We start from the raw sequence: 25,452 nt of genomic DNA, 5'->3' as shown, positions 1-25,452 counted from the left end.
CAGGAGGAAACTGATATGCCTACAACTGAATGGCTGAACAAATACGAAGCAATCAAGGATAAATTGACCTGTAAAGATGACTTGGAGGCCCATTTCACAGAGAAAGTGATTGGGAACATGGCGGTGGATGTACTGGACATCGGTGCCGTCCATTTCCCCACCGGGCAGATCTTCGCCTGTGATCCGCTGGTGGAACTGGAGGACACTCTGCCGTTCCTTCAAACGATCCCCGCCGGAACTTATCCGGTGAAAATCTGCGTGGTGCCCAGCGAACAATACGGCGACCGCTATGCCTGCGTCAAGGTGGAGGTTTCTCAGGAAAAGCCTGTCCGCTATGAGCTGGGCATGGTGGGCAACGAGGATCTGGACGAGGAACTGGGCGAGGACGAGTATTTTGGCTTTGGCGTAGACGCCGGGATGGGCTGCGTTGCGGACATCCAGACCCAGGCGGCCTTCAAGACCTACTGGGCCAAGCGTCTGGAAGAAGACCCGGACATCGACCCCTACAACGACCTGTTCTGCGACTTGATGGAGGAAAATGCCAAAGCTCACCCCAAATATCAGGGAGACTGCGGCGACTGGCTCAACTGGACAGTGCCGGACACGGACTGCAACCTGCCCATCTTTGCCTCCGGCTGGGGTGACGGCTACTATCCCGTCTACTTCGGCTATGACGCAAAGGGCGAAGTCTGTGCCGTGTATGTGCGGTTCATTGACATTGAAGCCAGTTATCGAGAACAGGATTAAAAATGTGATAGAACAAAGGAGAACACTATGAAAGCCAATGCCGGAGAGGTCTATACGGTCTACAACCAATATCTGAAACGCTACACCGCCTGTCAGGTAGCCTATATTGCGCCGCCAGACACGGTGAGCAAAGAGTCTTGGGCGGTGATCCTCTCTCTGGATTGGGTGGGCGACGCCCCTCTAACTGCGGAGGAACTGCCCCATCTCCGCCCGCTCTACAAGGACTTCATGTACTGGTCCCGCGACCTCCACCTGCTGCGGGTGCCGTTGGAGGTCCCGCCCCAATATAAACTGGTGGGCACACTTCCGCCCTTCACCGACCAGCCCTGCCGCTCCTACGGAGGCTGGAGTGACGGCTATGATGTGTATCTCCAGATCCGGTGGCAGGCCATTCCGGAGGAACGGCGGCGGGCCTTCAAGGAGGCCATGGACAGTGACGAGCAAACGGAGATCGGCGGTATCCAGCTGAAGGTCAACAACCATCGGGTGATGGACCAGTACGCACCATTCGATTCGGCGCTGGAACTAAAGGCTCTGCCCTGCCTCTCCGAACTCATCTGCGAGCGGTGGCACCCGGATCTGCTGGAGTTTTTGCGGGAATCCCCCTTTGTTGATGAAGTGACTTTGCTGAACCACGGTCAGAGGACACTTGATCTGCGAGGCACCAGCATCAGAAAGCTGATGCTGGATATGACCGGGCTGGAGGAACTGTGGCTGTGTGAGGGAACGGAGCTGCTCCTGTTCCAGAACAAGGGGCCGGACGCCTGTGCCATCCATGCCCCCGAAGATGGCAGCGGTTTGACCCTCCAATTTATCGGGGAATACCGCCCGCACACGGAACTGCCGAACCTACGGGGGCTGCATGGCATCGAGCTGAAGGACTTTGATCTGAGCGGACTGGCTGCTGTCCATCCCCACTTAAAGGAACTGCGGCTCTGGGGCGCGCAGGGAAACCTGGAGAACTTCTCCGCTGTGCGAGGGTTCCGGGAACTGACGAACCTCTCCACCTTCGACCTGTTTGGCTTCGGCGCGGATGACATCCCCACCCCGGAGCAGATGCCGGAGCTTCGCTGGTTCTGGATGACCAGCCTGCCGGAGACGGCGGCAAAAGCGGCAAAGCAGCTCTGGAAAAGCAAGCCGGGAATGGATCTGCGGATCACCAAACCCCGGAAACCGGAGTGGCTGGCGCAAAATCTGGACAATCCCTTCCGGGGCTGGGACGGTGCGGAGCATATTCCTGCCGCCGCTGCGAAAAAGGCAGCCAATCAATACCGCAAGACCCGTTCCCAGCTGATGAAGTTGGCCGCTGAACCGGGCGAGGACGCCCAGGCCCAGGCGCTGGATGCGGTGGCCGCCTACACCCAGACCTTCAACAAGATGGGCTTTATCGAAACCGAGGAGCGGGATGAAATCTATATGGCCCTGCGGGGCATCCTGGACGCCCTGCCGGATGGCACGCTCCAGAAGGATGCCCTGATGGAGAAGTTTGAGCAGTTGAGGGATTTTTGAAAGGGGTGTCACATTGAGCTACACAAAATTCAGCAAAGAAGTAACCAAGTGGCTGAAAGACAATGGTCTGCCCTGCTATGGGACAGCCAATGATAGCCCCGAAGAAACAAAGGCCCGGCTGGACGCATGGATGCACGGGAGCAAAGAGATACTGCGCCAGTGGATCACAGAAAAGCGTTACCGTGAACTAATTTCCTGCGCCCACGGAGGCTGGTATCAGGATGATGTAATTTTTGAGCCCTTGGCTGAACATTTTGTGGCGAACCACCTGTTTGATGAACTGCGGTTTCTCTGCGAACGCGGCATCCGTTTTTCTGCGGAAGATATGCTGGCCACCATTAAATCTGAGAAAGAGGAGCATGGGACGCTTGATATAGAAACAATTCGGTCTATCAATGTTCCAAGCTATGTGTCAGGCCGCAGTTATTCCCATTTGGGGGAAATCGCAAAATACAGGAAACGGGCGCTGGATCAGATTATCCGCTATGCAGGCTATCTGGAGCAGATCCACGCACCTGCGGAGTATTTGGAACAGGTAAATGTCCTGCAAGAGAGCGTTTCGGATCTGACAATCAAAACAAAAGATTTGAAACCGTTCCGGTTTCGGCTGTGAAAGCAATTTCCTGAAAGGAGTGTGGGCGCATGAGCCGAATTGTTGATGAACCCTACTTTACATACAGTGCATACAACGCCCTGACCTCTGGCATTCAGGTGAAATGCCCCAAGTGCCATGGCGCAGGTGTGGTGACAGCGGATGATGACAACGCCTATTTCCGGTGCCTGAGCTGCGGCCACCGGATGACGCAGGATCGGACGATCTACCGTTATGATGTCCATAACCAGTGCAAAAACTGCGGCAGGTACTACCGAGTGGATATTGAAGATACGGCAAAGCAGCATTTTCCCGTCCTCCATGTGACCTGCCCCTATTGCGGAACAACCATGTCGGGAGAAGTTCATAAAACAGCGGAGGCGTTTTCATATATTGGCGAAATCAGAGATGGACGAGAACCTTATTTCGGGTTGAAACTATGGTTTTTGACTTCATTTCAGGGAAAACCTGTATGGGCACTCAACCGAGAACATCTTGCCTATCTGATCGGCTATCTCAGCGCCGGACTGCGGGAAAAGCCGCCGGGAAGAGCGAAAATGACCCAGGCCGACCATCTCCCCACCTTTATGAAAACCGCAAAGAACCGGGAGCGGATCGTGAAGCTGCTGAGGCAAATGCAGGAGAAATGAGGATGGAACAGAAAGTAATTTACAACGGCCAAATTCTTACTCTGACTCGGTTTTGGGCAACAGGAGAACCTTGCCTGTGGATCACCGACCCACAGCAGATCGAGATGCCCAAAATGGAGTTTGTGGGAGGCCACCCGGACGAATACTGCATTTTCCTGAAAAATCTGACGGAAACAGAACTGGCACAGATCACATCTCTGGACGGCGCTCCACTGGATGTGAAAGAAGAACTAAGCGACATCGAATGAGGAGAACACTATGAAAGACCTTTGCCAATACGGAAACCGGCCGGAGGACGAATGGGAAATCTTGCCCTGGATACCTGATCCGCGCCCGCCCTTCAAAATCTGGGTGAAGCCGGAGCAGATCGCGCCATTCTTTCTCATTCCCCACCACCCCTATGCCATCTCCCTTCTGCTGAAGATCAGTGACGGGTTCCGGACAGAAGAATTCTGCCGGCTGGGACTGACCGGCAGCAGCGGAGACTGGGAACGGCTGGTCCGGGGCGTGATACGGGAGTTTGAGGAAAACAACAGCGGTGTGGGTATGTTTCACTTCGACTCTGACGAGGATGTGTTCTGCGTGTATTCCCAATACATCGACGATTTGATGATGCTGGCCAAAATGATCCGAGTAGCCTGTGCTGATGAAAAAGCGATGCGGACTTATCTTGGCAAAATCGAGTACATCAAGCTCTTTTGGGAGGGCGCACCGGAGGGTGAACCACCGGTCATCCTCTATGAAGTGGATACCGAAAATGAGCGGCTGGCCCATCGCTCCATCGACATTTTTGCAGATGGCCGCACCCACAACATCCCTGACCTTTACGACGGTGCCATCGAGATCACGCCGATCCCCACCGTGGAGGAATTGAACGCCCATATCTGGGGCGAGGAATTCCACGCCTGCATCATAGAGAAAGCGGAATTTGAGGCCATCTGGGAAAGCCACACCTATGATGGAGCATGAAAGGAACCAGGAGGAGACACTATGAACAAACCTATAAAAGCCAAAAATCTGCCGTTGTTCCCCATCATTGACCTGGACCAGCTGCGCCGGGAAAACCATCTGGAGGGCACAGAAGTGACAGACTTTTTCACGGCAAGGGATGGAAAAGTCTATCTTCTCATGGAACAGCCGTCCGAAACTCAGGGTAAGGACTGGCTCAGCACCCCTTCCACCTATACCGCAGTGGAAATCCAGCTGGATTGGGCGGAACAGCGGGTGCTGGAAACGACGCTGTTTCCTCTTGGCCTCTTGAAGTTCCAGTTCCATTATTTGCGGCCCGCAGGTGATCACTTCCTCCTGCTGGGGGCAAGATGCGCCTATCGGGAAAACGGCCCTGACCAGAACGCCTGGATTGTCAGCCGGGACGGAACTGTGCTGTCCCGTTTCTGCCTGGGGGATGGCATTCAAGATTGTGTGGTAAAAAAAGATGGCACCATCATTACCAGCTACTTTGACGAAGGTGTATTTGGTAATTACGGTTGGGATGAACCTCTGGGTGCTTGCGGCCTGATTGCATGGACATCGGAGGGAACTCCTCTCTGGAAGAATGAGAAGTATTCCATCTATGACTGCTATGCCATCAGCCTGGACGAAGAAGAAAACCTGTGGTTCTATTATTACGATGAATTCCGGCTGGTGCGGACGACCTTCAAAGAGGATCTTGTGTTTGAACTGCCAATCGAAGGAAGCGGAGCTTTTTCTGTTGCTCCGTCTGGTGATACTTTTCTGTTTCAGGGCGGGTATCAGGAACATAACAAATTCTACTTCCTTACCGCTCATGGTGGTCGCCTTGGGAAAAAACAGAAGGCTATTCCCACCTGTGACGGAAACAAGGTCGCTGTGGAGCAGTGCAGCCTGCTTCGCAGCCAGATGCTGTTCCTCGGAAAAAACGGCATTCTCTATGGCGGGGTACTTGGTGAAAGCGAGGAGTGACAATGGTTGAGATCAATCGTGTCTGGCTCAATGTGGATACAGACACCAACAAAATCACACTATTCAGCCGTCCCCGTGTATCCATCCGTGTAGATGAGTACATTTGGAGTTTGATCGAAGAACATATTGTGAAGCCCCATAAGCTCATGTGCAGCGAAAAGCATAGGTATCTGCTGAAAACTTCGTTTGACCGATTTGATCCGGTGCGGCACCGATATTATCCGCTTTCCCCGTACAACGGGCAGCTTCGGGAAGGCGTCAAGCCGGACAGCGCAAACGGATGGTATCCCCGTGAGGACTTTGCAGACGCTGAGGAACGCGCCACCTGGTTCTCTCCCGATAAAATCTGGACAAACTGCGGCAACAAGGTTCTGGATGTCAATATTGATGCCGCCAATGTGAGCGAGAGCATCACCCCCAGAGAATACGCAGACTTGCTGTTCGATGGGATTGGGGCAGCACTGGTGTTTAACTTCAAAAGGCTCAAGCGCGAGGAGTTTGATGAGCTGAAATCCAAGATCAACTGGAACATGGTAGAAAGTTTCCCCTTCCCCGCATCTTTTGAGGAACAACAGTACATTGGGGACGAGGGCAAAATTCATGTGTATTCCTGGGATGGCCGACAGGAAACGAACCTTGTAGGCCCGTATTCTGTGCGGGATTTATATCTGGACCATTTCGGAAAATTGTGAGGTGAGCACATGGCAAAGGGCATTCGTGAACGCCTACTGGAGCAGGCAATAAAGTTCCATCAATGGCAGGAAGCCACTTATCCCGGCAAAACCAGCGAGGAACTTGGCGGTGAGTGGGAAGTTGATTATCCATATTGGAACGACACTTATAGTGCCTTTTGCCATGTGTTGACCCAAATGGATGCAGAAACGGCAGACAGCGTCCTACTGGATGAGATGGTCTATCTGATCGCCAGGGACAACGAAGCGGAGGGGTTTATACAGGAGACCACTTCCCATCCCCAATGGTTCGAGTGCCTCTGCCGCAGGGCCGCAGCCTCCAATGAGAGTGAGGCCAAGTGGCAGTTTGCCGCCTATCTGCCAGAATGCTCATGTAGTCAGGAAGTCAGGGATATAATTCTGGATTTCGCAAAGGACCCCAATGAATATGTGAGCCGACGGGCACTTTTGGCGATGCCCGCTCTGCGTCCTGACTGTGTGGAACAGTTTGCTCCGCTGTTCTGGGAGCGGAACTGTTATTCCCTCGAATTACAGGAATACCAGCGGATCGCGGTTCTGGTCTCGCTGGACGCCATCCATTCCGGCCTGCTTCCTCAATACTTGGAGCAGGCCAAGCAGGATGGCCGGCGCTATCTGCTGGAACACGCAAAACGAATCGAAGGAGGACTTGCCATGAACGAAAAACTGTCCCGTCCCCAATTCAATCAAATGGAAACCACCGAGAAGCAGGCGCTGATGGAAAGCCTGGCTGCTCGTTATGATATGACCTTTCTCGGTCTACATACTTTTGACCGCTGGGGCCAGAGTTGCACCACCGGCATCTTCAAGAAAGATGGTCGGGAGTTCGTCTTTGTCCCCGGCGATACCGTCACCCTGGGCTGGGAGCAGTTTGCCGAGGGACTGAATCAGGAGAGCCGGGAGGAATTGGAGTATCTGTTCCGGGAATGGGAAATGGAACCGCAGAACCCGGAGGAGATGATTCGGGAAAGCATGGCTCCCGTTCGGCAGGCGGCCATTGGCCCCATGCTGGTGGGCCGGGAACTGGAGGAAATTAACTGGGAGCCAGTCAAAATGGACGATCCCAGGCTGACTGCCCACCCTGACTGGCTGAAGGAATTCCGTGATTTTGCCTGGAGTGACAGCAGCAGTCTTACCTTGCATCAGTCGGCCCGCATTGAGCGGACGGAAAAGGGCTTTCAGATCTGTATCTATAACCGCACAGACTACGATGCGCTTCTTGCCATGCTGGAAAACAGGGGCTTCTCCCTGCCCACGGCGGACGAGTGGGCCTACCTGTGCGGCGGAGGGTGTCGGACCCTGTTCCCATGGGGAGATGGGTTAGACTACTCCATGCGTCTGCGCTGGTTTGAGGATATGGATGAGGATGAGAACCGGCCTTATGACATGGAGGAACCCAACTTCTTCGGCCTGTCCATCGCCTACGATCCCTATATGCGGGAAGTGGTGCAGGCTGATAGGCTTACCACCTGCGGCGGCGATGGCGGATGCAATATCTGCGGTGGGCTGGGCCCATTTCTCGGTTTCCTACCCTGTTCGCCCCACTGTAAGCCGGAAGTGCAGGAGGACAATGAACTAAACGGAGATTATGACTTTTATCGGCCTATCATTCGGCTGGAGAACTATGATTGACAATAGAAGCTTGATACAAAATAAAGAAAGAGAGGTGCCGACATGGGAGCATGGGGCATAAAAGCATTAGAGCGTGACGAAGGGCTGGATGTACTGGACATCCTCAAAAATGAATATGTACCGGAGCATCCGGTAATGGATCTGGGCGAGATGATCGAACTGATGAAAGAGGAAGTCATGCTGGGATCTGACTTCTCACAAATCGACTTCCTCTTTGACAATACTGCGATGGCTCTGGCGGAGCTGTATTTCCAATGGAAGGATAACAGCAAACTGGACTACGATCATGAAGAAGCTATATGGGATAAAGTCACCGGTTTCACAGCATCCAAAGAAGCCCTTGCTTTCCTGCTGCGGCAGCTCACCGACATCAAAAATGAGGTGCCGGACGAGGACGGCATCCGTGAGATTGTGGATCTTTGGAAGAACGAGGACAGCGGTGAGATCGCTCCTGCGTGGTTGGAACACTTGAATCAGCTCATTGATCGACTGGATTCAGAACAGGAGGCGTGACAGATGTATATCAAAAAATATTGGGGCAACTTTATTGGCGGTTCCGATGACAGTCTGAACCTTGTGGCATTTTTAGAGGATCAGAAAAAGGAGGAGATCCCCCTCAGCGAGATTTTCGCCAAGATCGGTCTGGACAAGCAGAACTGGGACTTTCGCCAAACCGTGGAGTACCTGGAGTTTACACATTCCGATGGCGTGGAAATGGACTTCCACTTCGCCATTGATGTGGTCACCGACCTGGCCGCCATCCTGCTGGAGTGCAGCGTCAGTGGCAGTGTAAACCTTCAGGATCTGGACGAGTACAACACCCCCATCCGCCGTATCCGCATCACTGCTACGCCAGAGGAGCATGACGCAATGAACAAGTCCCTGGCGGATTTTGCCCAGAACCCGCTGGAATACGACATCAGCGAGATGATGGGCGAGGATGAGATCACAGATATGGCTTATCAGGTGGAGATGCTGCGGAAAGAGCTGTACAAAGCCTCCGGCCGTAATCGGAACTACCATGTAAAGGCGGAAGATGTAAAACATCTGCTCCCTGACTGGGAGGGTGCCGATGGCTGTATCGCCACCAACCGTATCACGGTGGAGGGCTGCAAGGTCGGCTACTGTTACCGGGAGAAGCCGGACGGCGGCTGGGACAGTGGCTGGCGCTTCACCGCTGGTGACGAGAGTGAGGCGTACATGGACGATCCCAACAACGCCGGGATCTACAAACTGAATACGATCTGCAACGACGATCCCGACATCATTCCTCTGCTGAACACCCCCGCCCCCTGCGCCTTTGAGCGGGATGAGAACGGCGTGTTCCAGCAGATCAAAAACTGGAAACCGGACGAGGACGAGGAGGACCCGGATATGGATATTTTGAAGCAGTGCCAGAAGTGGCATGAGGAGAGCAAACAACATAAAATTATTGATGCGCTGGAGGCCATCCCCGCCGAGGAGCGTACCCCTGAGATGGACAGCGAGTTAGCCCGTGCCTATAACAATCTGGCAGACCCACATAAGCCAACTTGCAAAGAAATGCTCAAAAAGGCCCTCGCTCTGCTAAAGCCCCATGAGGAATACTTCGAGGACGACTATTACTGGAACTTCCGCATGGGTTACTCCTACTTTTATCTGGATCAGGAGGGCCGGGCTCTGCGATATTTTGAAAAGGCATTGGAAGCCCGCCCTGGTGACGATGACACCAAAGAGTTTATCGAACGGTGCAAGAAGGGTATTTCTCTGCCGCAGTTCTGGGAGTGCTTCCGGGAGCGGACGGAATCTGCATGGAAGGACTTTGCCCAGCAGGAGGCCCAACTGCGCCAGATGATGGACGAGGACAAGGATCACACCCGCGGCGCCGAACTCGTGGCCCAAATGCAGGAAACCCTGAATCTGGTCTTTGACGAGATTTCCTTCGAGATGGGCTTCAATGGCGAGAAGTATGAGCTGATCCTCACCCCGGAGGGCGACAAGGTCAAGCTGTTTGAGCTGGTCTACTTCCAGAAACACGCCCCCAAGGAGGTGCTGGAGCAGTGGAACATCCTTGTGGGCCGTCAGCCCCTCCAAAACATCGGACTGCGCACCGACGATGGCTGGGACATCTCCGGGGAGGATGTGCAGATCTGGCTGGAGGAGCAGGGTGAAAACAGCTTCGCCATCTCCGCCTACTGTGAAAAGCTGCTGCCTATGCTCCGGGAGGAGGAAGGCCGGGCCTGGTGGATGCTCACTACCCTCACCGACCAAGTGCTGGGCGAGATCCCCCACATGAGATACATAGACAGCTTTGATGTGCTGGAAAAGCCCAAGGCAGAGCCGTCCTTCCTCCTGTCCCAGCTGGCCGACAAACTGCGGGAGCAGGGCCTGGAGCTCTCCACCGACCCGGAAGCCTATTTGGAGAGCTACCTTGGTTACAAAATGGAACCCAAACAGGACCCGGACGCCGATTGGCGGTTGGATACCATGTTGGGCTCCACTTGCTGTGTTCCGCTCATCAACGGCTATCTGAATGCCGACAATGATTTTATGGACGATCTTCACGCCGATGGCGCAGTAGCGGGCTTCTTCTGCTATCCTCTGGACACCTTGCGGGAGGAGGAAGACAGTCAGAAGATCTTCGACTTCCGGGACAAGCTGGAAGAAGTGTTTACCACTGATGAAGGATCGGAAGTGCTCACTCTCACCGGCGGGGCCACCGGCCTCTACTGTGGCTATGTGGACTTCATCGCCTGGGACATCCGAGAGGCGCTGAACATGGCGAAAGAGTTCTTTGAAGGCACGGACATCCCATGGGCCATCTTCCACACCTTCCGCCGTGAAGCCGGTTCTGTACCCCTAAAGCAACAAGATGATGGGACAGAAACTGAGAATCAGGATGATGAGTTGGATGAAACGCTTATGGGCATGGATTATATTCCTTATACCCAACAGAACGCCGAAGCATTCTTCGCTCAGCTGGAGCAGTGGAACGACGAAGACGAGTACACCCGCTGTATCCAGGCACTGAATGCCATCCCGGAGGACTGGCGGAACTACCGCACCGCCTACGCCCTGGCCCGTGCACTGGAGAACTACGCCATCATCGGGGACCATGACGAAGGTACTTTGAAATCCAAGGGAGACAAAGCCCTTCTGAGGGCCATTGAGGTGCTGGAGTCCGTCCGGGAGGAAGGCCAGGACAAGGCGGAGTGGAATATGCGGATGGCCTATGGCTATCAGTATCTCTATGAGCAGGAGGCAAAGGCCATTCCCTACGCTCAGCGGTGGGCGGAACTGGACCCGGAGGACGAAAATGCCCCGGCGGTGATTCAGGAGTGTAAGGCGGAAATTCGGAAACGCCAGCGCAGACGGAAGAAGAAGGCCAAATTCGTGCCCGGTGATACCCCCTTTGAGGGTTTCGACCTCACCAACTTCTGGGATGATAATTGGTATGCACTGAAAGAATATGTCAGTGATCCGCCTTCCGATGAGCTGATTGCCAGCGTGGAGGAGGAACTGGGCTACAAGCTGCCCGCCGCCTACATCTGGCTGATGAAGCAGCACAACGGCGGCATTCCGGTGAATACCTGCTATCCTTGCGATGAGCCTACCTGCTGGGCAGAGGATCATGTGGCCATCACCGGCATTTTCGGCATCGGGCGAGAAAAGAGCTGCTCCCTCTGCGGAGAGCTGGGCAGCCAGTTTATGATCGATGAGTGGGAGTATCCTGCCATCGGTGTGGCCATCTGCGACTGCCCCAGCGCCGGACATGATATGATTTTCCTGGACTACCGTGCCTGCGGCCCCCAGGGAGAGCCTGCGGTAGTCCATGTGGATCAGGAAAACGACTACAAGATTACCCATCTGGCAGACAGCTTTGAGGAATTTGTCCGCGGACTGGAGCATGAATCCCTCTATGATCCGGATGAAGATGCAGAGAATCTTGAGGATGACGCCGACGAGGAGAAAACTGACCGTAAGGGCTCCTTTGCCGGGTCTGTGCTCCTCTCCAAAGCGGAATGGGACAAGGAGCAGTTGATCCGGAATCTACGGGAAGAATGGGGCATCGTAGATGAGGAGCCGGATGAGGGCGACGAAGATGATGAGAACAGCGATGACGCTGTGGTAATGCGGGTCGGCGGCATGATGCTGATCGTGACACTCTTCCACGGTCACATCCCGGACAATGAAGCGGAGATCAACGCCGAAAACAACTATATGTGGCCAGAGGCCGTAGAGGTGGCCAAAGCGCACAAGGCCCATATCGTGGTGGCTGTATTGGGCGAGGAGGAAAAACTGCTGGAACGGGGTAAGCTGTTCACTAAGGCGATGGCAGTGTGCTGCAAGCAGAAATATGCCACCGGTGTCTACACCAGCGGCGTGGTATTTGAGCCTCGTTTCTATGAGGGCCTTGCCGATATGCTCAAAGAGGACGAACTGCCCATCTTCAACTGGGTTTGGTTCGGCCTGTACCGGAGCGAGGGGGGCCTAAACGGCTACACCTACGGCATGGATGTGTTTGGCAAGGAGGAAATGGAGGTGTTGAACACCGACGCTGAGCCGGAGGAACTGCGGGACTTTTTGGCCAGCCTTGCCTCCTATGTGCTGGCGTGTGATGTGACACTGCAAGACGGCGAGACCATCGGTTTTTCTGCGGACGATAAGCACACCATCACCCGCAGCCCCGGCGTCTCCCTGCCGGAGGAACAGATGACCCTGAAGATCGGTTACGAGCCTATAAAGGGAGATCCAGAGGATGACAGCTGCGACCACTCAGACAATGATGACACACAGGATGAGGAAGAATTCAGTAATCCCGAAATCTACACAGAGGAGGAGATGGAGGCCGTCGAGGGTCACATTGAGCAGTATTTCGGTAAGGTCGAGAATGTGTTCCACGAGTTGGTCTCCCCGGACATCCATGTGGACATCTGCATCGTGCCGCCCACTGAGGAGCGGGACTATTATACCCTGGTCACCATGGGTATGGGTGCTCACCGGATGAATGTGCCGGAAGAACTGGCAGAATACAAGCTGGAGCGGGCGGAGCTGGCTATCGCGCTGCCTGCGGACTGGAAGTTGGTTCAGGAATCTATGCAGGATGAGCGGTGGTACTGGCCTATCCGTCTGCTGAAAGTTTTAGCTCGTCTGCCCATTGCCAGCGACACTTGGCTGGGCTTTGGACATACCATGGATAACAAGGAGAACTTTGCGGAAAATACGAAGCTGTGTGCCGCCATTCTCACCGGCCCCCAAAGTACAGAGGAGGGCGGCGAGGTCTGCACCCTGCCGGGCGGCGAGGAGGTCAACTTCTATCAGGTCATTCCGCTTTATGAGGACGAGTTGGACTATAAACTGGAACATGATGTAGACGCTCTGCTGAACAAGATGAGGGGGATCAGTTTTGTTGTAAACCCCACTCGCCAGAATGCGATCACCCGTGGCACCCTTTCCAATGATAATTTTGACGGTGAGATGGACGACGCTTCCTATCACCTTGAGAGCATTGAGGAGAAGGAACTGCCTATTGACCCCATCAATGCTTATAACCACATGGCCATCTACCTGCGCTGGTGTATGGAGCACGACCTGATGGGCGAGGACTTCTTGAAAGAATACAGCGAAGTGACCAAACAGGTCAAAGCTGATCCTGCCAATGTGGATCTGAGGGAGTTTATCCGGGATGAGCTGGACGGCTGTCTGTTCTCTGTGCTGTTCAATCAGCAAGGCCGTGCCTTTGCAGGCTATTACTACGGAGAGGGCAACAGCCCCTACTATCCTGCCGACATTGATGACTATGCCCTGAAATATTTTGGTCCGTCCCGATACCACTCCAATGAATTTCAACAGGAGGCATACTTATTCATCCCATTTGATGAGAAATACTATCAGACAATGGCTCAAGTGATTGAGGAACGCTTTGAAAACTGGCAGGGACAGGACTTCGACGAGGACACGCTGGAGCCTTCCGAAGTGGCTCATGCCATCATGGAGTATCTGGACTGCGAGTGTACCTATTTCCCATCCATGGCAGATGATGACCCCATCATGTCGGCATACAGCTACGCCCAGCGGCTGGGGGTACGGGAGGGCTTTGTTCCCGTACTTATCCAGGCGGATGATGAAACGCTGTTGGAATGTCTGGTAATGAACGCCGACCCGGAGCATGATGCGGACTGCTATGAATTTGACCTCAAAACGGTAGAGGAGTACCGGAAGAAGATGCTCTCCGCTCCTGTTAAGGACGGAAAGGCGATTTTGGAGGAATTGACCGGCCAGCGCAAGGAAGAAGCCGAGGACGATGATCTGGACTGGGAGGAGGAAGTCCTGGGCGAGATGGAGGGCGGAGAACCCAACGACCGCTTCGCAAACTATTGGAACGATGATACCGGAATGACATATCCGCTCATTCTGGCTAAAATTCCGGTAAAGAACCCCTGGGAGATCTTCGCCTACCTGCCCTTTGGAAATTGGAATGAGTGTCCCGACACACCGGACCTGATGGCAGTGGCGAAATACTGGTTCGAGCAACATGGTGCCATCCCTGCCGCCATGAGCCACGATGAATTGGAGTTTGAACTTCCAACTCCGATCTCCAAGGAAAGAGCTATGGAGGTGGCTGTGGAGCAATATGGTTTCTGCCCAGATCTGGATCAGAATGAGGATGGAAGCATTGGCTCCTTGGCAGATGTCCTGCGGCAGTCCACCGTCTGGTACTTCTGGTGGGATTGATGTGGGAGGTGCCCTGGCAATCGATGAAACCCAAAACACTGACCATTCAACTGAATGATGAACAACTGCCCATCCTTCCAGTGGAACCGGAAGCCCACCTCTCCTTTACCACTCATGCTGATGGAAATGAATTGGAGCTAACGGGAAACCGGGCGGGGCTGCTTCTATTGGCGAAAGCCGCTTTGGGTATGGCAGAAACTCTTCGCGGGGATGGATTCCACATCCATCTGGATGACCTGTATAGCATCAACTCCGAGGGAAAAAGCATCCTGATCCGAAAGGAGGAACGGCCAAAACCATGATTGAAAAAACCTTCCTCAACCCCGCCACAAATAAGCAGTGGCGGATTGAAATTGACGGACATACCGTCCGAACTTGTTTGAATGGTGGGAAGGTCAAGGAGATCCTGTGCGACTCCGCCTTCCAGGTCAAGAGCAAGACTGCCAGCGCCATGATGAGCCAAATGCGGAAAGGATTTGTCTATCAGAATCCGGATGCCGCTGTTGGGCAGGCGCGGTGCCATCGGTTTGTCGGCAAGGACAGCAACGGCTTTATGCCCTTGGCTGCCGCCCTCACACGGGACGACTTCTTCCTGACGAGAGTGGCCGGAGATTTTGAGGACGAAACCCTCTATCACTTCGATGGCAGCGGGGAGATCCTCGAAACAGTTTCCCTGGGCGCAAAGAGAATGACCTATGAGCAGGTCCTCTGCCCCAATGACACCCTTCTTCTGAACAACAGCTATCTTCTCCAGCAGTTCTCACTCCGCACCCATGAAATCACGCCCTTTGCCAACAAGAAAAACAGCATGAAGGCCATGCTGGATGCCAGCGGCGACTTGGCCCTCTGGTACACAGGCGAGGAGATCGTCGTCTGTGACTTTGGCAGCAACACGGAGATGTGGCGGGAAGGCGTGAAATGCAAGAAGTCTAAGAATCCGAATTTTGCCTATTACTGCTTCGGGATGCTCTCTCCCCGGCAGAGCAAAGCGGCCTACCGCGTCACCGAGGACGAGTATGTGCTGGTCGATTTGAAGTCCGCCCAAAAAGTAGTGATCCCCAATGCGGGCTGGCATCCCTTCTTCTCTCCGGATGACCAGTGCTTCTCGGTGGGCGGCAAGTTCTATCTGGCCCAGACCGGAGAGGAGATGGACAATCCTTTCCCGTTTTCGGTCCGGCAGGGACTGAGTTTTTCAGACACCTGCGCGGTGAGGACAAGGGGCAGCCTGATGGCCGTTCAGCAGGATCGTGGCAGCTCCCCCATAGAGCTGTGGGATACCGGCAGCGGCCAACTGCTGGCCACCATTGATGATCCCTTTGTGGTGCGTCAGGTGAATTTTGCCTTTACTCAAAGCGGACTTGTCCTGCACACCGATTACGGGGCCATGAGCATCTATTCCTGCGCCCTCTGAAACGGAGAAATGAACTATGGAGCATGAGAGGAAAGAACTTTTGGCTCAGAAAAGAGCGCAGCTCAAGATAAAACAGAAAAGAGCAGAGATACAGCAATACAAGGACCGTCTCACAAAAAGTATCGAACATTTTTCTCAAAAATACCGATATGCGGATGAAGCGGAAGCACTCAAAATTGAAACCTTTATCTCAAAACTCAATTTTGAGCAACCGGGGCAGCTGGCGATCCAAGAAGTTTGCCCATATCCCCATGGAAATGCCTACTTGTGCTTTTTAATGGGAACAGACGCCTTATTTGAGATTTATGTATTTGGCAAATATTCTGACATCATGAGCGATCATGATGCATGGGAAGTTTTTAGTCCATATCTGTTGCTTTTGGACGAGGATTTTATTCATTACACTTATATCAACGATAATGGCGAAGTCTTGGAATCACGAGTATCGTGATGGCGGAGAAAGAGCGTGGACACCTATGAACAAAGAATCATTGACAGCAAAGCTCCTGGACCTGGTCGAAGGCCGGGAAACACCAGAAAGTTGGCGGAACTGGTGGGACGAGCATGAGCCGGAACTGGAAACCCTGCTGAGTCGGGGCGAATTTCTGAAGCTAAAGCCCTGCCGGCATGGTTTCCAGTGGGTCCCGGTGTTTGGCAGCCAAAAGGGAGCCATCGCCATTCTGGAAAAGAGCGGCACAGCATTTGAGGCCAGCAATCTCTACCAGGAGCGGTATCTGGCGGAGCTGGATGCGTTCTGCAAGGAGCAGAAGCGAGTGCAGCGGGAAAAGCAAAAGGAATTCAAGGCCAGCCACCCAGAACTATTTGGTCGATACCCCAAGTTCTCCAAGGCGTTGGCAAAGGTGCTGGACCCCTCTGATGAGATCAAGCCCGCCACCATGGAGGAGCAAATCGGGAATCAAGAAAGCGTGATGGACTTCACGCTCCCGGCCCAGGTGCGGGAGTTTTTCCTGCTGACCGCAGGCATCAATGTATTCACAGGCGTAATCGTTGAACTCTCTGGAACATTTAATTTGACCATCCACGGAGAGCGGTATTGCGTGCTGGGCGAGTTCTGGAAAGAAGCGGACGGCGACCAGCTCCTGCTCCGCCCCGGAGAGGAAACCATCTGGTACTACGCCCATGAGCAGGACAAGGTCAAGCGACTCTGCAATGATATGACAGAACTGCTGGAGAAGAAATTGGCGAGGTATCTCAATGAGCAATAAAACATCGCCTATAAAAAGAAAATAGCGCGGCGGTTGATGGCTGAACTGTAAATCAGCGAAAGAAGAATGAAAATGACATTAGAAGAAATGTTCTGTGATCTCTATGATAAATATGGTAACGATTTTAACTGGTATATGATTCCCTTCACACAGGCGGACGGGGCATTTGTTGCTGAACTAAACAAAGAAATAGGACAAGACCACTTCTTATACGGCAAAAAAATCTGGGCGGTTGCGAAGTGTGAATCCAATGATGATGTGTTATATGTTCTCAGAAACGGAACGGGAAGAGACATTTACTATCTGTTCCATTTGACTTACTCAGCACATAATACGGACGGATTTCCCCGGTATGAGGAGTTTGCAGATCTATTTGCAGTAAAAGAATTTATAGAACGATCATATATCGAGGATTATATGTAACCTTCAAATTTCAATTTATTGGGAATCTACCTTATCCGCAGTGGCAACAGAAAGGAGGCGGTCGCCATGTCAACCTGGAGCGGAATCCGAAACAAACTGGAAAGTGACTACCTGTGCCCGGCACTCCGGGGCCACATCCAGTATTTTGCCACCAGTTACAGTAAGAGTGCCGACCATGAGGGCCGGGCAGCCATTCGTGTGGACGGTGTGGAAGTGCTGCGGAGCAACTACTACACCTATTTTGAGAATGTGTGGACGAAATTTCATCATTTGAGGTCCACAACGCTGAAAGATTGCGACTCCGCAAAAGAGGCCATCAACCAGGCTCATGCCTATGCGCTGGAGCAGGGCACCTTTGACCAAAAGGTGTTCTATGAGGCGTTTGGGATCTTTGACAACCAGAGCATCGAGAAAAGCCTTACCAGCGAGAATCCTCTTGTCCGCATCTTCGCCCTCCTGGACCGCAGACTGGGAAAACGCCGCCTGCTGGCTTTGGAGGAATCCATGGAGCAGGAGCTGGACTGGGTGCGAGCCTTCTATGTGATCCGGATGCAGGCAGAAGGGCTGATAGATAAAGAATAACATTCAGGAGGAATTGCCATGTCACAGATCGCATCCTTTTATCTTCTCAAAGACGGCCGGCGGCAGGAACTGTCCAATGGCGACTGCTCCGGCGCGGTCTATATGGCCATCTGGGACTGGTGTGAGAGCGAGCTGGATCTGGATGTCCGTTTTCCTGCTCCCCAGACCGAGGACACCCTGGACTGCGCTTTGCTGGAGGGAGAGCTGGCGTCTAATGTGCTGGCAGCTCTGCAGGAGCAGTACCTCCCAGAGCTGGCCGCTGAAATAGCCCCGGACTGGGATCTGCCCACCGAGGCGGTGCAAAGCGGGCTTGAAACGCTGCGCTCCCATCTGGAACTGGTGCAGGGCGACGCTGCCCTGCTGTATGAGATGACTTGACGGGGCCATGCCCCATAGAATATTGCGAGGAAATTATGATCGAAATTAAAGGAAAATACAATGAGGCCAAGATCTTCACCGATGTGGTGGACAGCGCCTCCATCGCACAGGTTCAGGAGCTGTGCAATCAGGAATTTACGGCGGGCAGCCGCATCCGGCTCATGCCCGACATTCACGCCGGGGCGGGCTGTACCATCGGCACCACCATGACCATCACCGACAAGGTGGTGCCCAATCTGGTGGGTGTGGACATCGGGTGCGGCATGGAGACCACCCGCATCCGGGAGGGGCGGCTGGAGCTTCAAAAGCTGGACAAGCTGATTTATGAGAAAATCCCCTCCGGCTTCTCCATACGGGATAAGGCCCACCGCTATCTTGATGAGATCGACCTGAGCGAACTGTGCTGTGCCCACCATGTGGATCTCCTCCGGGCAGAAAAAAGCATCGGCACCCTGGGCGGCGGGAACCACTTCATTGAGGTGGACAAGGACGACGAGGGAAATCTCTACATCGTGGTCCACTCCGGCAGCCGTCACTTGGGTGTAGAGGTGGCCAGCTATTACCAGGAGGCGGGCTATAAGGTGCTCAACCGTACCGATGATGCCTCTCTCCAAACTCTGGTAGCCCAGATGAAGGCAGAGGGCCGGGAGAAGGAAATCCAGAAAGAACTGAAGAAGCTGAAAAACCTCAAACAGACCAGTATCCCCAAGGCCCTGGCCTATGTGTCCGGGGAACTGTTTGAGCAGTATATCCACGATATGAAGATCGTCCAGCACTTCGCCATGCTCAACCGGCAGGCCATGATGGATGAAATCATCAAAGGCATGAAGCTCCATGTGGAGGAGCAGTTTACCACCATCCACAACTATATCGATACCGACGCCATGATCCTGCGGAAGGGGGCTGTGTCCGCCAAGGAGGGTGAGCAGTTGCTCATCCCCATCAATATGCGGGACGGGAGCCTGCTCTGTGTGGGCAAGGGCAACGAGGACTGGAACTGCTCCGCTCCCCACGGCGCCGGGCGGCTGATGAGCCGGGCGGACGCCAAGCAATCCTTCACGGTGTCTGAATTCAAAAAGCAGATGGCAGAGGTCTACACCACCTCGGTGAACAAGGCCACCCTGGACGAGTGCCCCATGGCCTACAAGGGGATGCAGGATATTCTGGACAACATTGGCCCCACGGCGGATGTGGTAAAGGTCATCCGCCCCATCTACAACTTCAAGGCCGGGGACGAGGAGTAAGAAACGGAGCAGAATACCATGGTGAGAGATGGACTTGTGTTCAAAGATGAGGATGGTCAGGTCATATTCAACCAGTACAGCTTCTGTGAACTGGTGAAGCACCTGCTGGTGGAGCTGGTGGGGATCTCCTATGAGGAAGCCTCCCAGATCGTGGAACGCTCACCGCTGGCAGAGCCAGTGGCCGATGCCATGGGAGTGGCGATATTCAGCCATGACCTGCCTTATTACTGGGCTATGTTTTTCTACTATGGGAACGGTTATTGGCAAAAGGGTATTCCAGCGCAGCCAGAGGATATGGATGCCTATAAAGCCTTGGAAAATAAGATCATGGAGAAATATGACTTAAAGGAGCCGTTTATATGGACATGAGAGAGGTGTTCACCATTGACGGCCGCCGCTTTTCTAACATGGCCGGTTTTTATGACGAGGTGGAGCAGGTGTTCACCTGCGGCTTAGATTGGAAGATCGGTCGGAACCTGGACGCTTTCAATGACATTCTCCGGGGCGGTTTTGGGCGGCATGAGTATGGCCAGCCCATCCGCATCCAGTGGCTGGCCTATGAAAAAAGCGTCCGTAATCTCGGAAAAGAGATGATGGACACCATTACAGAAATCATTTTGGATACGGACCATTCCGGGCACGACTGTACCCTGGAACGGCTTTGACCAAGCAGAAAAGGAGGAATCACCATGGGACTTGATATCTACGCCGGAACATTGACCCGGTACTATTCTCACAACTGGAAGACCGTCACACAGCAGTGGGCGGAAGAAAATGAATGGGGCTTTCAGAAAATCACGCCGGATGGAGAACCCGCCGACAACGAGGAGGAGCTGTCCCCGGCTGAGGTTCAGGCGGCGGTGGAGAACTGGCGGGATCAGATCCTGGCCGCCATTTCCCAGCCGGACCAGCCGCCCTACACTCCATGGCCGGAGGACAACGAGCGGCCCTATTACACCGATAAGCCGGATTGGGATGCCTTTGGCGCTATGCTGCTGGTGGCCGCCTGTCATACATACGAGGAACCGGTGCCTCTCACCGTGGAGAAGGACTGGGACTTCGGGGAGCATCCCCTGATTGCCCGCCTTGCATCGGACGAGGAGCGGGTGTGGTCCCTGCTTCGGGGCGCGACTTGGTGGCTTCCCCTCACCGACAGCTTTCTATTCCAAGGCCCTCTGCCCACCGATGATCAGACGATGATCGCTACTTTGGGTGGTCTGCGGAAGGAGCTGGAAAAGCTGAACCATCTGGCATGGCAGGCCGATGAGGACACCATCCTTGGCTGGGCAGACACCGAGGGATACCCGGTAGACGGGACCCTGGCCCCGGATGGACAGTACAGCAAGGCGGACATCCCGGAACACACCCGGTATGACACCCAGTCCCTTGCCAAGTTCGCCTTCTCCATGTTCTGGCGGGCCATGCGGTTTGCCGAGGAACATCAGGTGCCTATCTTGCTTGATTACTAAGGAGGACTTTTATGGGATACGATGTAAGTTTTCACCCGATCTCGCCAGACGAAATACAGGAATGGTATTTTACTCCCCTAACCTGGATACAGCAGGGACAGGAGGAAAAGGTGCTGGCACTCGCCACACAGTATGGAATAGAGGATTTCTATGCAGAAAAATATCTGGATACCCTGCGGGTTGGGTCTGAAACAGAATCCAACGAGCTGTTTGACAAAAGCCATGGTTTCTATATTGCAGTGATCCAAGGTTTTTTCCGGGATTACTATTACACCAGAGGCAGTGCTTTTTCTTTCCTGGCGGAAGAAAAGCTGGAATATGGGCGGTACTTCACCCCCTGGGCGCAGGTGGTGCCCACTGCCTTACCCAACCCGGCAAAGAACCAGATCATGGAAAACTACTGCTCCGGCGTGTACCTGTCCCCAAATCAGGTTTTGCAGATTCTCCGGGATCTGGAGCAGGAACCAAAGGTACTGGAAGATCTGGAGAAACATTGGAGTGATGGGCAGTTTGCTGTTCTGAAAAAGGCTCTTACTGCTGCGGCTGAACTGGGTACTGGTCTGCTGGAAGCCACCGAAGTAGTGGAACCGAATCCCCTTCACCCGAACGAAAGCACATGTTACTCCAACCTGTTCCACTGTGATCGTGATGGGGTGTATCTCTATATCGACATGGCTATGAAACAGATCGCCCAAGCAATGGAGCAAAATAAGTCAGACCTGTGACGGCAGAAAATGACTCGGGAATGAGATGGTTTGTGCCTCTGTTTCCCTGCTCCATATTTGATTTGCAAATGACCGCTGAACCCCAGAAAAAGTTTTGTAAGGAGGTGGAGACCATGGAACAAAAACGCCCGGCAGATATATTTCAGGAGCTTCTGGACTACCTGTGGAACGGCCTGGGCCTGGAGGAAAAGGGCTGGAAGCGGCTGAAAAAAGGCGACTTCAAAAAGAAAACTAAAAACGGGCTGACCTATCAGATCTGGTTCGACCGGAGCCACTACAACTACATAGACTACGAAATCGGCCATGGAAATGTGGAGGTGGGCTTCAGCTGTATCATAAAGCAGGGAGATGACTACCTCTACTCTTTCAGAATTGAACCCACAACAGGCGGTTCATTCTTTCGGATGCTGACAGAGGACCTGCGGCTGGACACCGGGCTCCTGGACACCTTCCTGCCCCTGATCCAAGCCCACTACCTCGACTTCATCGACCGCTTCGAGGCAGACCCCGTGGAGGCATTACAGCCGGTCTGCGCCCCCTTCACCGAGGCGGAGGACTACAGCTGGCGCATCCATGTGGACGAGCAGATGGTGGAACGATACGGGACAGTGGAACAGCTGGCGGAGTACCGCCGTCAGGCAGAATTGCGCGGAACGCCGGAGTGCAAGGCGAAGACCCATACTGGAAAGTTGCTGTTCTACCAGTCCCATGCCAAGGATGTGGATCATGCCTGGGCCTCAAGCCGCACCAAAGAGGAACTGGACCAGGTGGTGGAACCCTTTGTGCAGGCCATGCGGCAGACAGGACAGTGGACACAGGAGGATGAGGCGGGCTATCATCTCTACCGGCAGGAGACAGACCCAGAGAAGCGCACCTTTCGGGCCTGGTATCTCATCGCCAATCCCCAAGGCCTGCCGAAAGAGTTTGTCCAGAAAGAGCTGGAGTTTCGGTGGAAACTGTTCCCAGAAAAGAAGGAGGAAACCAAATGAGCAATAAAGCTTTCCAGCAAAATCTGGACGACAAAAAAGGCCCCCAGTCCGGTGGCCCCTATCTCATTCAGATGCTGTTCAAAGAGCCGGTAGAAATGCCGGATAAAGAAAAAATGACTGCCGTAATGGAGAAGCACATCGGATCAACAGAGTGCTTCTGTTATGATAAGAAAATGGCTGGCTTTTCCGCACAGGAGCATATTGCAGAGTTCAAGGACGGAAAATGCCCGGTGCAGCTGATGGTGATGAAATGCGACAAGTTCAAGGGCAATGGCTTTGATGCCTTCCTGATGAGCCAGATGTGGGACTGCCAGGAGGACCGGGAGCGGATCTTCCGGGAGTGCAAATATCAGGTGGTAGCCACCGATATGCTGGCTGCGGCGCTTCCGGCGCTGGAGCGTGCCAACCTGGACGCCGACTTTTTGGAGGCTCTGGCGGAGCTGTACCCCACCTGTGAGGCATTCTATTTCCAGAACTGCGGCAAGCTGTTTCTGGCAGAGGATGTACGCTCCCATCAGATTGAGGGTCCGGATCGGTTCATCCGCTTTGGGGTCAATGTCCGCTTCTTTAACATTGAGGGCACTGAGGATATGCTCATCGACACGGTGGGCATGAGTACCCTGTTTCTGCCCGACCTCCAGTACCACTTCCACGACATGGACCCAAACTGGGTGGTAAACCACGCCTATAATGTTGCGTCCTATATTCTGAAGCATGATAATCCCATTGAGGATGGTGAAACCATAGACGGCGTGGCGGATGGCCAGATGAGCCGGGAGATCCAGTGGAAGTGCCAGTATGAGGACGCCCTGATCCAGCCGCCCAGAGAGGTGCTGGACATCCACATGGGGAACTATGCCTCGGGAGGACGCTGAATGAACGGCGTTGTGCTCCTGGTGGGCGGACTGCTGCTTGTGGCGGTGATCAAGCTGATTATGGATCGAAATTGGATTGGCCTGCTTCTCTGTGCTGTCGCCCTGCTTCTGGTCTTTGGGGCTGGACACCATACAAAATAGGCCATTTTAAGAATCGAGGAGGTGAAGTATGCAGAATTCAACAAATATGCGGATACTGGAATTACTCCGGTTTCTCTATGAGCGGACCGATGAAAACCATCCCGCCACAGTGTCTGACATCATTGCCCATCTGAATGGAAAAGGAATTCAGGCAGTGCGGCAGACTGTTTACGCAGATACCAATGCGCTGATCGATGCAGGGATTGATATTGTGGTGGTCAAAAGTACCCAAAACCAATATTTTATGGGAAGCCGCCTGTTTGAGTATCCAGAACTGAAAATGCTGACAGATGCAGTAGCATCCTCGAAGATCATTTCTGCAAAGAAATCCGAGGAACTGGTACAGAAATTATGCCGTTTAGCCGGCACATATCAGGCAGAGCAGCTTCGGCAGTTCGCCAGCTTATCCAGTCGGGTGAAACCGGACAATGAGCAAGTCTATTACATCATTGATGCCATCCAAACGGCGATTTTGGAAAAGCGGCAGGTACAGTTCCAGTATTATGAATATACGCCCGAGAAAAAACGAGTTCTCAAGCATGGCGGTTACCTCTATAAACTGGACCCTTATGCTTTGGAATGGAAGAATGACCACTATTACCTGATTGGCTTTTCTTACAAGCACCAGCGGATGGCCCATTTCCGAGTAGACCGCCTGTCGGGGATCAAGATACTTCCCTCCGGCTTTACCCCCGATGAAGGCTTTGATGTGGCGGGCTACACCAACAAGATCGTTGATATGTTTGCTGCTGACCGCACGATTTCTGTTGAACTGCTCTGCGAGAACAAGCTGATGAAAACCATCATAGACCATTATGGAGAATCTGTACCCACTCGTCCATATGACGAGGAACACTTTGCTGCAAAAATCGAAGTCGATCCAAGCAGCACCTTTTACGGCTGGGTCTTCAAATTTATGGGCGGTATTCAGATCATAGCACCCCAGGAGTGTGTGGAAGAAATGAAGCGGATCGCCCGCAGTTTTCTCTAAAACGGAGGTCAGGTGTTATGAAATTTTAACACCTGACCTCCGTTTCCTTTTTTATCCTTGTATCGAACAGATGTACTGGCTATAATATAAACAAGATGTTCGCAAACCAGCGAAACTCTATGAAGGAGGGATACCAGTGACCTTTGGATCTTTCATCAGCACACGGCGCAAAGAGGCCAAATTAAACCTCCGGGATACCGCGAAACACCTCGGTATCTCCAATGGGTACCTGTGTGATATTGAGCAGGGGCGCCGGCCGGCGCCAGAGGAAGCGTTTGTAGAGCGTATCTCTTCTTTTCTGGAATTGGATAAGCAGGAGCATGAAATACTGCTGGATTTAGCCGCAGATTCCAGGAAGACAGTTCCGGCCGATCTACCTGACTATATCCGCCAACATGACATCGTCCGCGCAGCATTGAGAGTGGCAAAAGAAGTAGATGCTACCGATGAGGAATGGAAAGCATTTATGGAAATGTTGCAGAACCGCCAGAACTAAGGGGGGA

General features: G+C 53.4%; 28 protein-coding genes. All 28 read left to right on the top strand.

What is annotated here, in order from left to right; genetic code table 11:
* Positions 1-15: 15 nt before the first annotated feature.
* The 28 genes from ACOMDU_RS12195 to ACOMDU_RS12055 all read left to right on the top strand — a co-directional run bounded on the left by ACOMDU_RS12195 (position 16) and on the right by ACOMDU_RS12055 (position 25,445).
* Positions 16-747, top strand: a complete 732-nt coding sequence (locus ACOMDU_RS12195; protein ID WP_119979902.1) for a DUF4241 domain-containing protein — start codon at positions 16-18, stop codon at positions 745-747.
* Between the two features lie 27 nt (positions 748-774).
* Positions 775-2,256 carry a hypothetical protein gene (locus ACOMDU_RS12190; RefSeq protein WP_421130527.1) on the top strand — a complete coding sequence of 494 codons (1,482 nt, stop codon included), beginning with the start codon at positions 775-777 and terminating at the stop codon, positions 2,254-2,256.
* Between the two features lie 13 nt (positions 2,257-2,269).
* Positions 2,270-2,869 (top strand): hypothetical protein, encoded by a 600-nt coding sequence (locus ACOMDU_RS12185; RefSeq protein WP_117440293.1) that lies wholly within the window; start codon positions 2,270-2,272, stop codon positions 2,867-2,869.
* A gap of 29 nt (positions 2,870-2,898) precedes the next feature.
* Positions 2,899-3,498, top strand: a complete 600-nt coding sequence (locus ACOMDU_RS12180) for a hypothetical protein (RefSeq protein ID WP_117440294.1) — start codon at positions 2,899-2,901, stop codon at positions 3,496-3,498.
* A 2-nt stretch (positions 3,499-3,500) separates the two neighbouring features.
* Positions 3,501-3,746 carry a hypothetical protein gene (locus ACOMDU_RS12175; RefSeq protein ID WP_020225637.1) on the top strand — a complete coding sequence of 82 codons (246 nt, stop codon included), beginning with the start codon at positions 3,501-3,503 and terminating at the stop codon, positions 3,744-3,746.
* A gap of 10 nt (positions 3,747-3,756) precedes the next feature.
* Positions 3,757-4,467: an Imm51 family immunity protein gene (locus tag ACOMDU_RS13860; protein ID WP_476718549.1), complete on the top strand. Its 711-nt coding sequence runs from the start codon at positions 3,757-3,759 to the stop codon at positions 4,465-4,467.
* Positions 4,468-4,488: 21 nt separating this feature from the next.
* Entirely contained in the window at positions 4,489-5,439 is a 951-nt protein-coding gene (locus ACOMDU_RS12160) for a hypothetical protein (RefSeq protein ID WP_119979907.1), read from the top strand.
* Between the two features lie 2 nt (positions 5,440-5,441).
* Complete coding sequence (locus ACOMDU_RS12155) at positions 5,442-6,131, top strand: hypothetical protein (RefSeq protein WP_119979908.1); 690 nt, start codon at positions 5,442-5,444, stop codon at positions 6,129-6,131.
* Positions 6,132-6,803: 672 nt separating this feature from the next.
* A complete protein-coding gene (locus ACOMDU_RS12150; protein ID WP_119980021.1) occupies positions 6,804-7,781 on the top strand; it encodes a hypothetical protein in 978 nt (325 codons plus the stop codon).
* A 42-nt stretch (positions 7,782-7,823) separates the two neighbouring features.
* On the top strand, positions 7,824-8,294 hold the full coding sequence (locus tag ACOMDU_RS12145; RefSeq protein WP_119979909.1) for a DUF4259 domain-containing protein: 471 nt from the start codon (positions 7,824-7,826) through the stop codon (positions 8,292-8,294).
* 3 nt (positions 8,295-8,297) lie between these two features.
* Positions 8,298-14,495: an immunity protein Imm33 domain-containing protein gene (locus ACOMDU_RS12140; protein ID WP_421130526.1), complete on the top strand. Its 6,198-nt coding sequence runs from the start codon at positions 8,298-8,300 to the stop codon at positions 14,493-14,495.
* A 23-nt stretch (positions 14,496-14,518) separates the two neighbouring features.
* Positions 14,519-14,797 carry an Imm32 family immunity protein gene (locus tag ACOMDU_RS12135; protein WP_087290187.1) on the top strand — a complete coding sequence of 93 codons (279 nt, stop codon included), beginning with the start codon at positions 14,519-14,521 and terminating at the stop codon, positions 14,795-14,797.
* Positions 14,794-15,906: a hypothetical protein gene (locus tag ACOMDU_RS12130; RefSeq protein WP_119979911.1), complete on the top strand. Its 1,113-nt coding sequence runs from the start codon at positions 14,794-14,796 to the stop codon at positions 15,904-15,906. Before ACOMDU_RS12135 ends, ACOMDU_RS12130 begins: the two co-directional genes overlap by 4 nt.
* A 16-nt stretch (positions 15,907-15,922) precedes the next feature.
* Entirely contained in the window at positions 15,923-16,357 is a 435-nt protein-coding gene (locus tag ACOMDU_RS12125) for a hypothetical protein (RefSeq protein ID WP_119979912.1), read from the top strand.
* A 25-nt stretch (positions 16,358-16,382) separates the two neighbouring features.
* Complete coding sequence (locus ACOMDU_RS12120) at positions 16,383-17,132, top strand: SMI1/KNR4 family protein (protein ID WP_134108647.1); 750 nt, start codon at positions 16,383-16,385, stop codon at positions 17,130-17,132.
* 72 nt (positions 17,133-17,204) lie between these two features.
* On the top strand, positions 17,205-17,555 hold the full coding sequence (locus tag ACOMDU_RS12115) for a hypothetical protein (RefSeq protein WP_119979914.1): 351 nt from the start codon (positions 17,205-17,207) through the stop codon (positions 17,553-17,555).
* Between the two features lie 66 nt (positions 17,556-17,621).
* Positions 17,622-18,137: an SF0329 family protein gene (locus ACOMDU_RS12110; RefSeq protein WP_119979915.1), complete on the top strand. Its 516-nt coding sequence runs from the start codon at positions 17,622-17,624 to the stop codon at positions 18,135-18,137.
* A gap of 18 nt (positions 18,138-18,155) precedes the next feature.
* Positions 18,156-18,515: a hypothetical protein gene (locus ACOMDU_RS12105; RefSeq protein ID WP_119979916.1), complete on the top strand. Its 360-nt coding sequence runs from the start codon at positions 18,156-18,158 to the stop codon at positions 18,513-18,515.
* A 35-nt stretch (positions 18,516-18,550) separates the two neighbouring features.
* A complete protein-coding gene (locus tag ACOMDU_RS12100) occupies positions 18,551-19,759 on the top strand; it encodes an RtcB family protein (protein ID WP_119979917.1) in 1,209 nt (402 codons plus the stop codon).
* 18 nt (positions 19,760-19,777) lie between these two features.
* Positions 19,778-20,128 carry a hypothetical protein gene (locus ACOMDU_RS12095; protein WP_119979918.1) on the top strand — a complete coding sequence of 117 codons (351 nt, stop codon included), beginning with the start codon at positions 19,778-19,780 and terminating at the stop codon, positions 20,126-20,128.
* Positions 20,119-20,424 carry a barstar family protein gene (locus ACOMDU_RS12090; protein ID WP_119979919.1) on the top strand — a complete coding sequence of 102 codons (306 nt, stop codon included), beginning with the start codon at positions 20,119-20,121 and terminating at the stop codon, positions 20,422-20,424. Before ACOMDU_RS12095 ends, ACOMDU_RS12090 begins: the two co-directional genes overlap by 10 nt.
* A gap of 24 nt (positions 20,425-20,448) precedes the next feature.
* Positions 20,449-21,228: a hypothetical protein gene (locus ACOMDU_RS12085; protein ID WP_119979920.1), complete on the top strand. Its 780-nt coding sequence runs from the start codon at positions 20,449-20,451 to the stop codon at positions 21,226-21,228.
* 11 nt (positions 21,229-21,239) lie between these two features.
* Entirely contained in the window at positions 21,240-21,953 is a 714-nt protein-coding gene (locus tag ACOMDU_RS12080; protein WP_119979921.1) for a hypothetical protein, read from the top strand.
* A 113-nt stretch (positions 21,954-22,066) separates the two neighbouring features.
* Positions 22,067-22,942 carry a spondin gene (locus ACOMDU_RS12075; RefSeq protein ID WP_119979922.1) on the top strand — a complete coding sequence of 292 codons (876 nt, stop codon included), beginning with the start codon at positions 22,067-22,069 and terminating at the stop codon, positions 22,940-22,942.
* Positions 22,939-23,817 (top strand): DUF4261 domain-containing protein, encoded by an 879-nt coding sequence (locus tag ACOMDU_RS12070; protein WP_119979923.1) that lies wholly within the window; start codon positions 22,939-22,941, stop codon positions 23,815-23,817. Before ACOMDU_RS12075 ends, ACOMDU_RS12070 begins: the two co-directional genes overlap by 4 nt.
* Positions 23,818-23,958: a hypothetical protein gene (locus ACOMDU_RS12065; protein WP_165860625.1), complete on the top strand. Its 141-nt coding sequence runs from the start codon at positions 23,818-23,820 to the stop codon at positions 23,956-23,958.
* Between the two features lie 28 nt (positions 23,959-23,986).
* Positions 23,987-24,949, top strand: a complete 963-nt coding sequence (locus tag ACOMDU_RS12060) for a helix-turn-helix transcriptional regulator (RefSeq protein ID WP_119979924.1) — start codon at positions 23,987-23,989, stop codon at positions 24,947-24,949.
* A 136-nt stretch (positions 24,950-25,085) separates the two neighbouring features.
* The gene (locus ACOMDU_RS12055) at positions 25,086-25,445 is read left to right on the top strand and encodes a helix-turn-helix domain-containing protein (protein WP_119979925.1); all 360 of its coding nucleotides are present in this window, start codon (positions 25,086-25,088) and stop codon (positions 25,443-25,445) included.
* Positions 25,446-25,452: the final 7 nt, after the last annotated feature.

The organism is Vescimonas sanitatis (genome assembly GCF_049060325.1).
Taxonomy (GTDB): Bacteria; Bacillota; Clostridia; order Oscillospirales; family Oscillospiraceae; genus Vescimonas; species Vescimonas sanitatis.
The sequence above is the reverse complement of the archived record's forward strand: the minus strand, read 5'-3'. Positions and strand labels throughout refer to the sequence as shown.

Coding starts and splice junctions, on each gene's coding strand:
- ACOMDU_RS12075 (WP_119979922.1), top strand. CDS start 22,067: ATGGAACAAAAACGCCCGGCAGATATATTTCAGGAGCTTCTGGACTAC.
- ACOMDU_RS13860 (WP_476718549.1), top strand. CDS start 3,757: ATGAAAGACCTTTGCCAATACGGAAACCGGCCGGAGGACGAATGGGAA.
- ACOMDU_RS12145 (WP_119979909.1), top strand. CDS start 7,824: ATGGGAGCATGGGGCATAAAAGCATTAGAGCGTGACGAAGGGCTGGAT.
- ACOMDU_RS12085 (WP_119979920.1), top strand. CDS start 20,449: ATGGGACTTGATATCTACGCCGGAACATTGACCCGGTACTATTCTCAC.
- ACOMDU_RS12080 (WP_119979921.1), top strand. CDS start 21,240: ATGGGATACGATGTAAGTTTTCACCCGATCTCGCCAGACGAAATACAG.
- ACOMDU_RS12065 (WP_165860625.1), top strand. CDS start 23,818: ATGAACGGCGTTGTGCTCCTGGTGGGCGGACTGCTGCTTGTGGCGGTG.
- ACOMDU_RS12120 (WP_134108647.1), top strand. CDS start 16,383: ATGAACAAAGAATCATTGACAGCAAAGCTCCTGGACCTGGTCGAAGGC.
- ACOMDU_RS12140 (WP_421130526.1), top strand. CDS start 8,298: ATGTATATCAAAAAATATTGGGGCAACTTTATTGGCGGTTCCGATGAC.
- ACOMDU_RS12125 (WP_119979912.1), top strand. CDS start 15,923: ATGGAGCATGAGAGGAAAGAACTTTTGGCTCAGAAAAGAGCGCAGCTC.
- ACOMDU_RS12175 (WP_020225637.1), top strand. CDS start 3,501: ATGGAACAGAAAGTAATTTACAACGGCCAAATTCTTACTCTGACTCGG.
- ACOMDU_RS12190 (WP_421130527.1), top strand. CDS start 775: ATGAAAGCCAATGCCGGAGAGGTCTATACGGTCTACAACCAATATCTG.
- ACOMDU_RS12110 (WP_119979915.1), top strand. CDS start 17,622: ATGTCAACCTGGAGCGGAATCCGAAACAAACTGGAAAGTGACTACCTG.
- ACOMDU_RS12105 (WP_119979916.1), top strand. CDS start 18,156: ATGTCACAGATCGCATCCTTTTATCTTCTCAAAGACGGCCGGCGGCAG.
- ACOMDU_RS12180 (WP_117440294.1), top strand. CDS start 2,899: ATGAGCCGAATTGTTGATGAACCCTACTTTACATACAGTGCATACAAC.
- ACOMDU_RS12115 (WP_119979914.1), top strand. CDS start 17,205: ATGACATTAGAAGAAATGTTCTGTGATCTCTATGATAAATATGGTAAC.
- ACOMDU_RS12130 (WP_119979911.1), top strand. CDS start 14,794: ATGATTGAAAAAACCTTCCTCAACCCCGCCACAAATAAGCAGTGGCGG.
- ACOMDU_RS12155 (WP_119979908.1), top strand. CDS start 5,442: ATGGTTGAGATCAATCGTGTCTGGCTCAATGTGGATACAGACACCAAC.
- ACOMDU_RS12095 (WP_119979918.1), top strand. CDS start 19,778: ATGGTGAGAGATGGACTTGTGTTCAAAGATGAGGATGGTCAGGTCATA.
- ACOMDU_RS12195 (WP_119979902.1), top strand. CDS start 16: ATGCCTACAACTGAATGGCTGAACAAATACGAAGCAATCAAGGATAAA.
- ACOMDU_RS12135 (WP_087290187.1), top strand. CDS start 14,519: ATGAAACCCAAAACACTGACCATTCAACTGAATGATGAACAACTGCCC.
- ACOMDU_RS12100 (WP_119979917.1), top strand. CDS start 18,551: ATGATCGAAATTAAAGGAAAATACAATGAGGCCAAGATCTTCACCGAT.
- ACOMDU_RS12160 (WP_119979907.1), top strand. CDS start 4,489: ATGAACAAACCTATAAAAGCCAAAAATCTGCCGTTGTTCCCCATCATT.
- ACOMDU_RS12090 (WP_119979919.1), top strand. CDS start 20,119: ATGGACATGAGAGAGGTGTTCACCATTGACGGCCGCCGCTTTTCTAAC.
- ACOMDU_RS12070 (WP_119979923.1), top strand. CDS start 22,939: ATGAGCAATAAAGCTTTCCAGCAAAATCTGGACGACAAAAAAGGCCCC.
- ACOMDU_RS12060 (WP_119979924.1), top strand. CDS start 23,987: ATGCAGAATTCAACAAATATGCGGATACTGGAATTACTCCGGTTTCTC.
- ACOMDU_RS12150 (WP_119980021.1), top strand. CDS start 6,804: ATGAACGAAAAACTGTCCCGTCCCCAATTCAATCAAATGGAAACCACC.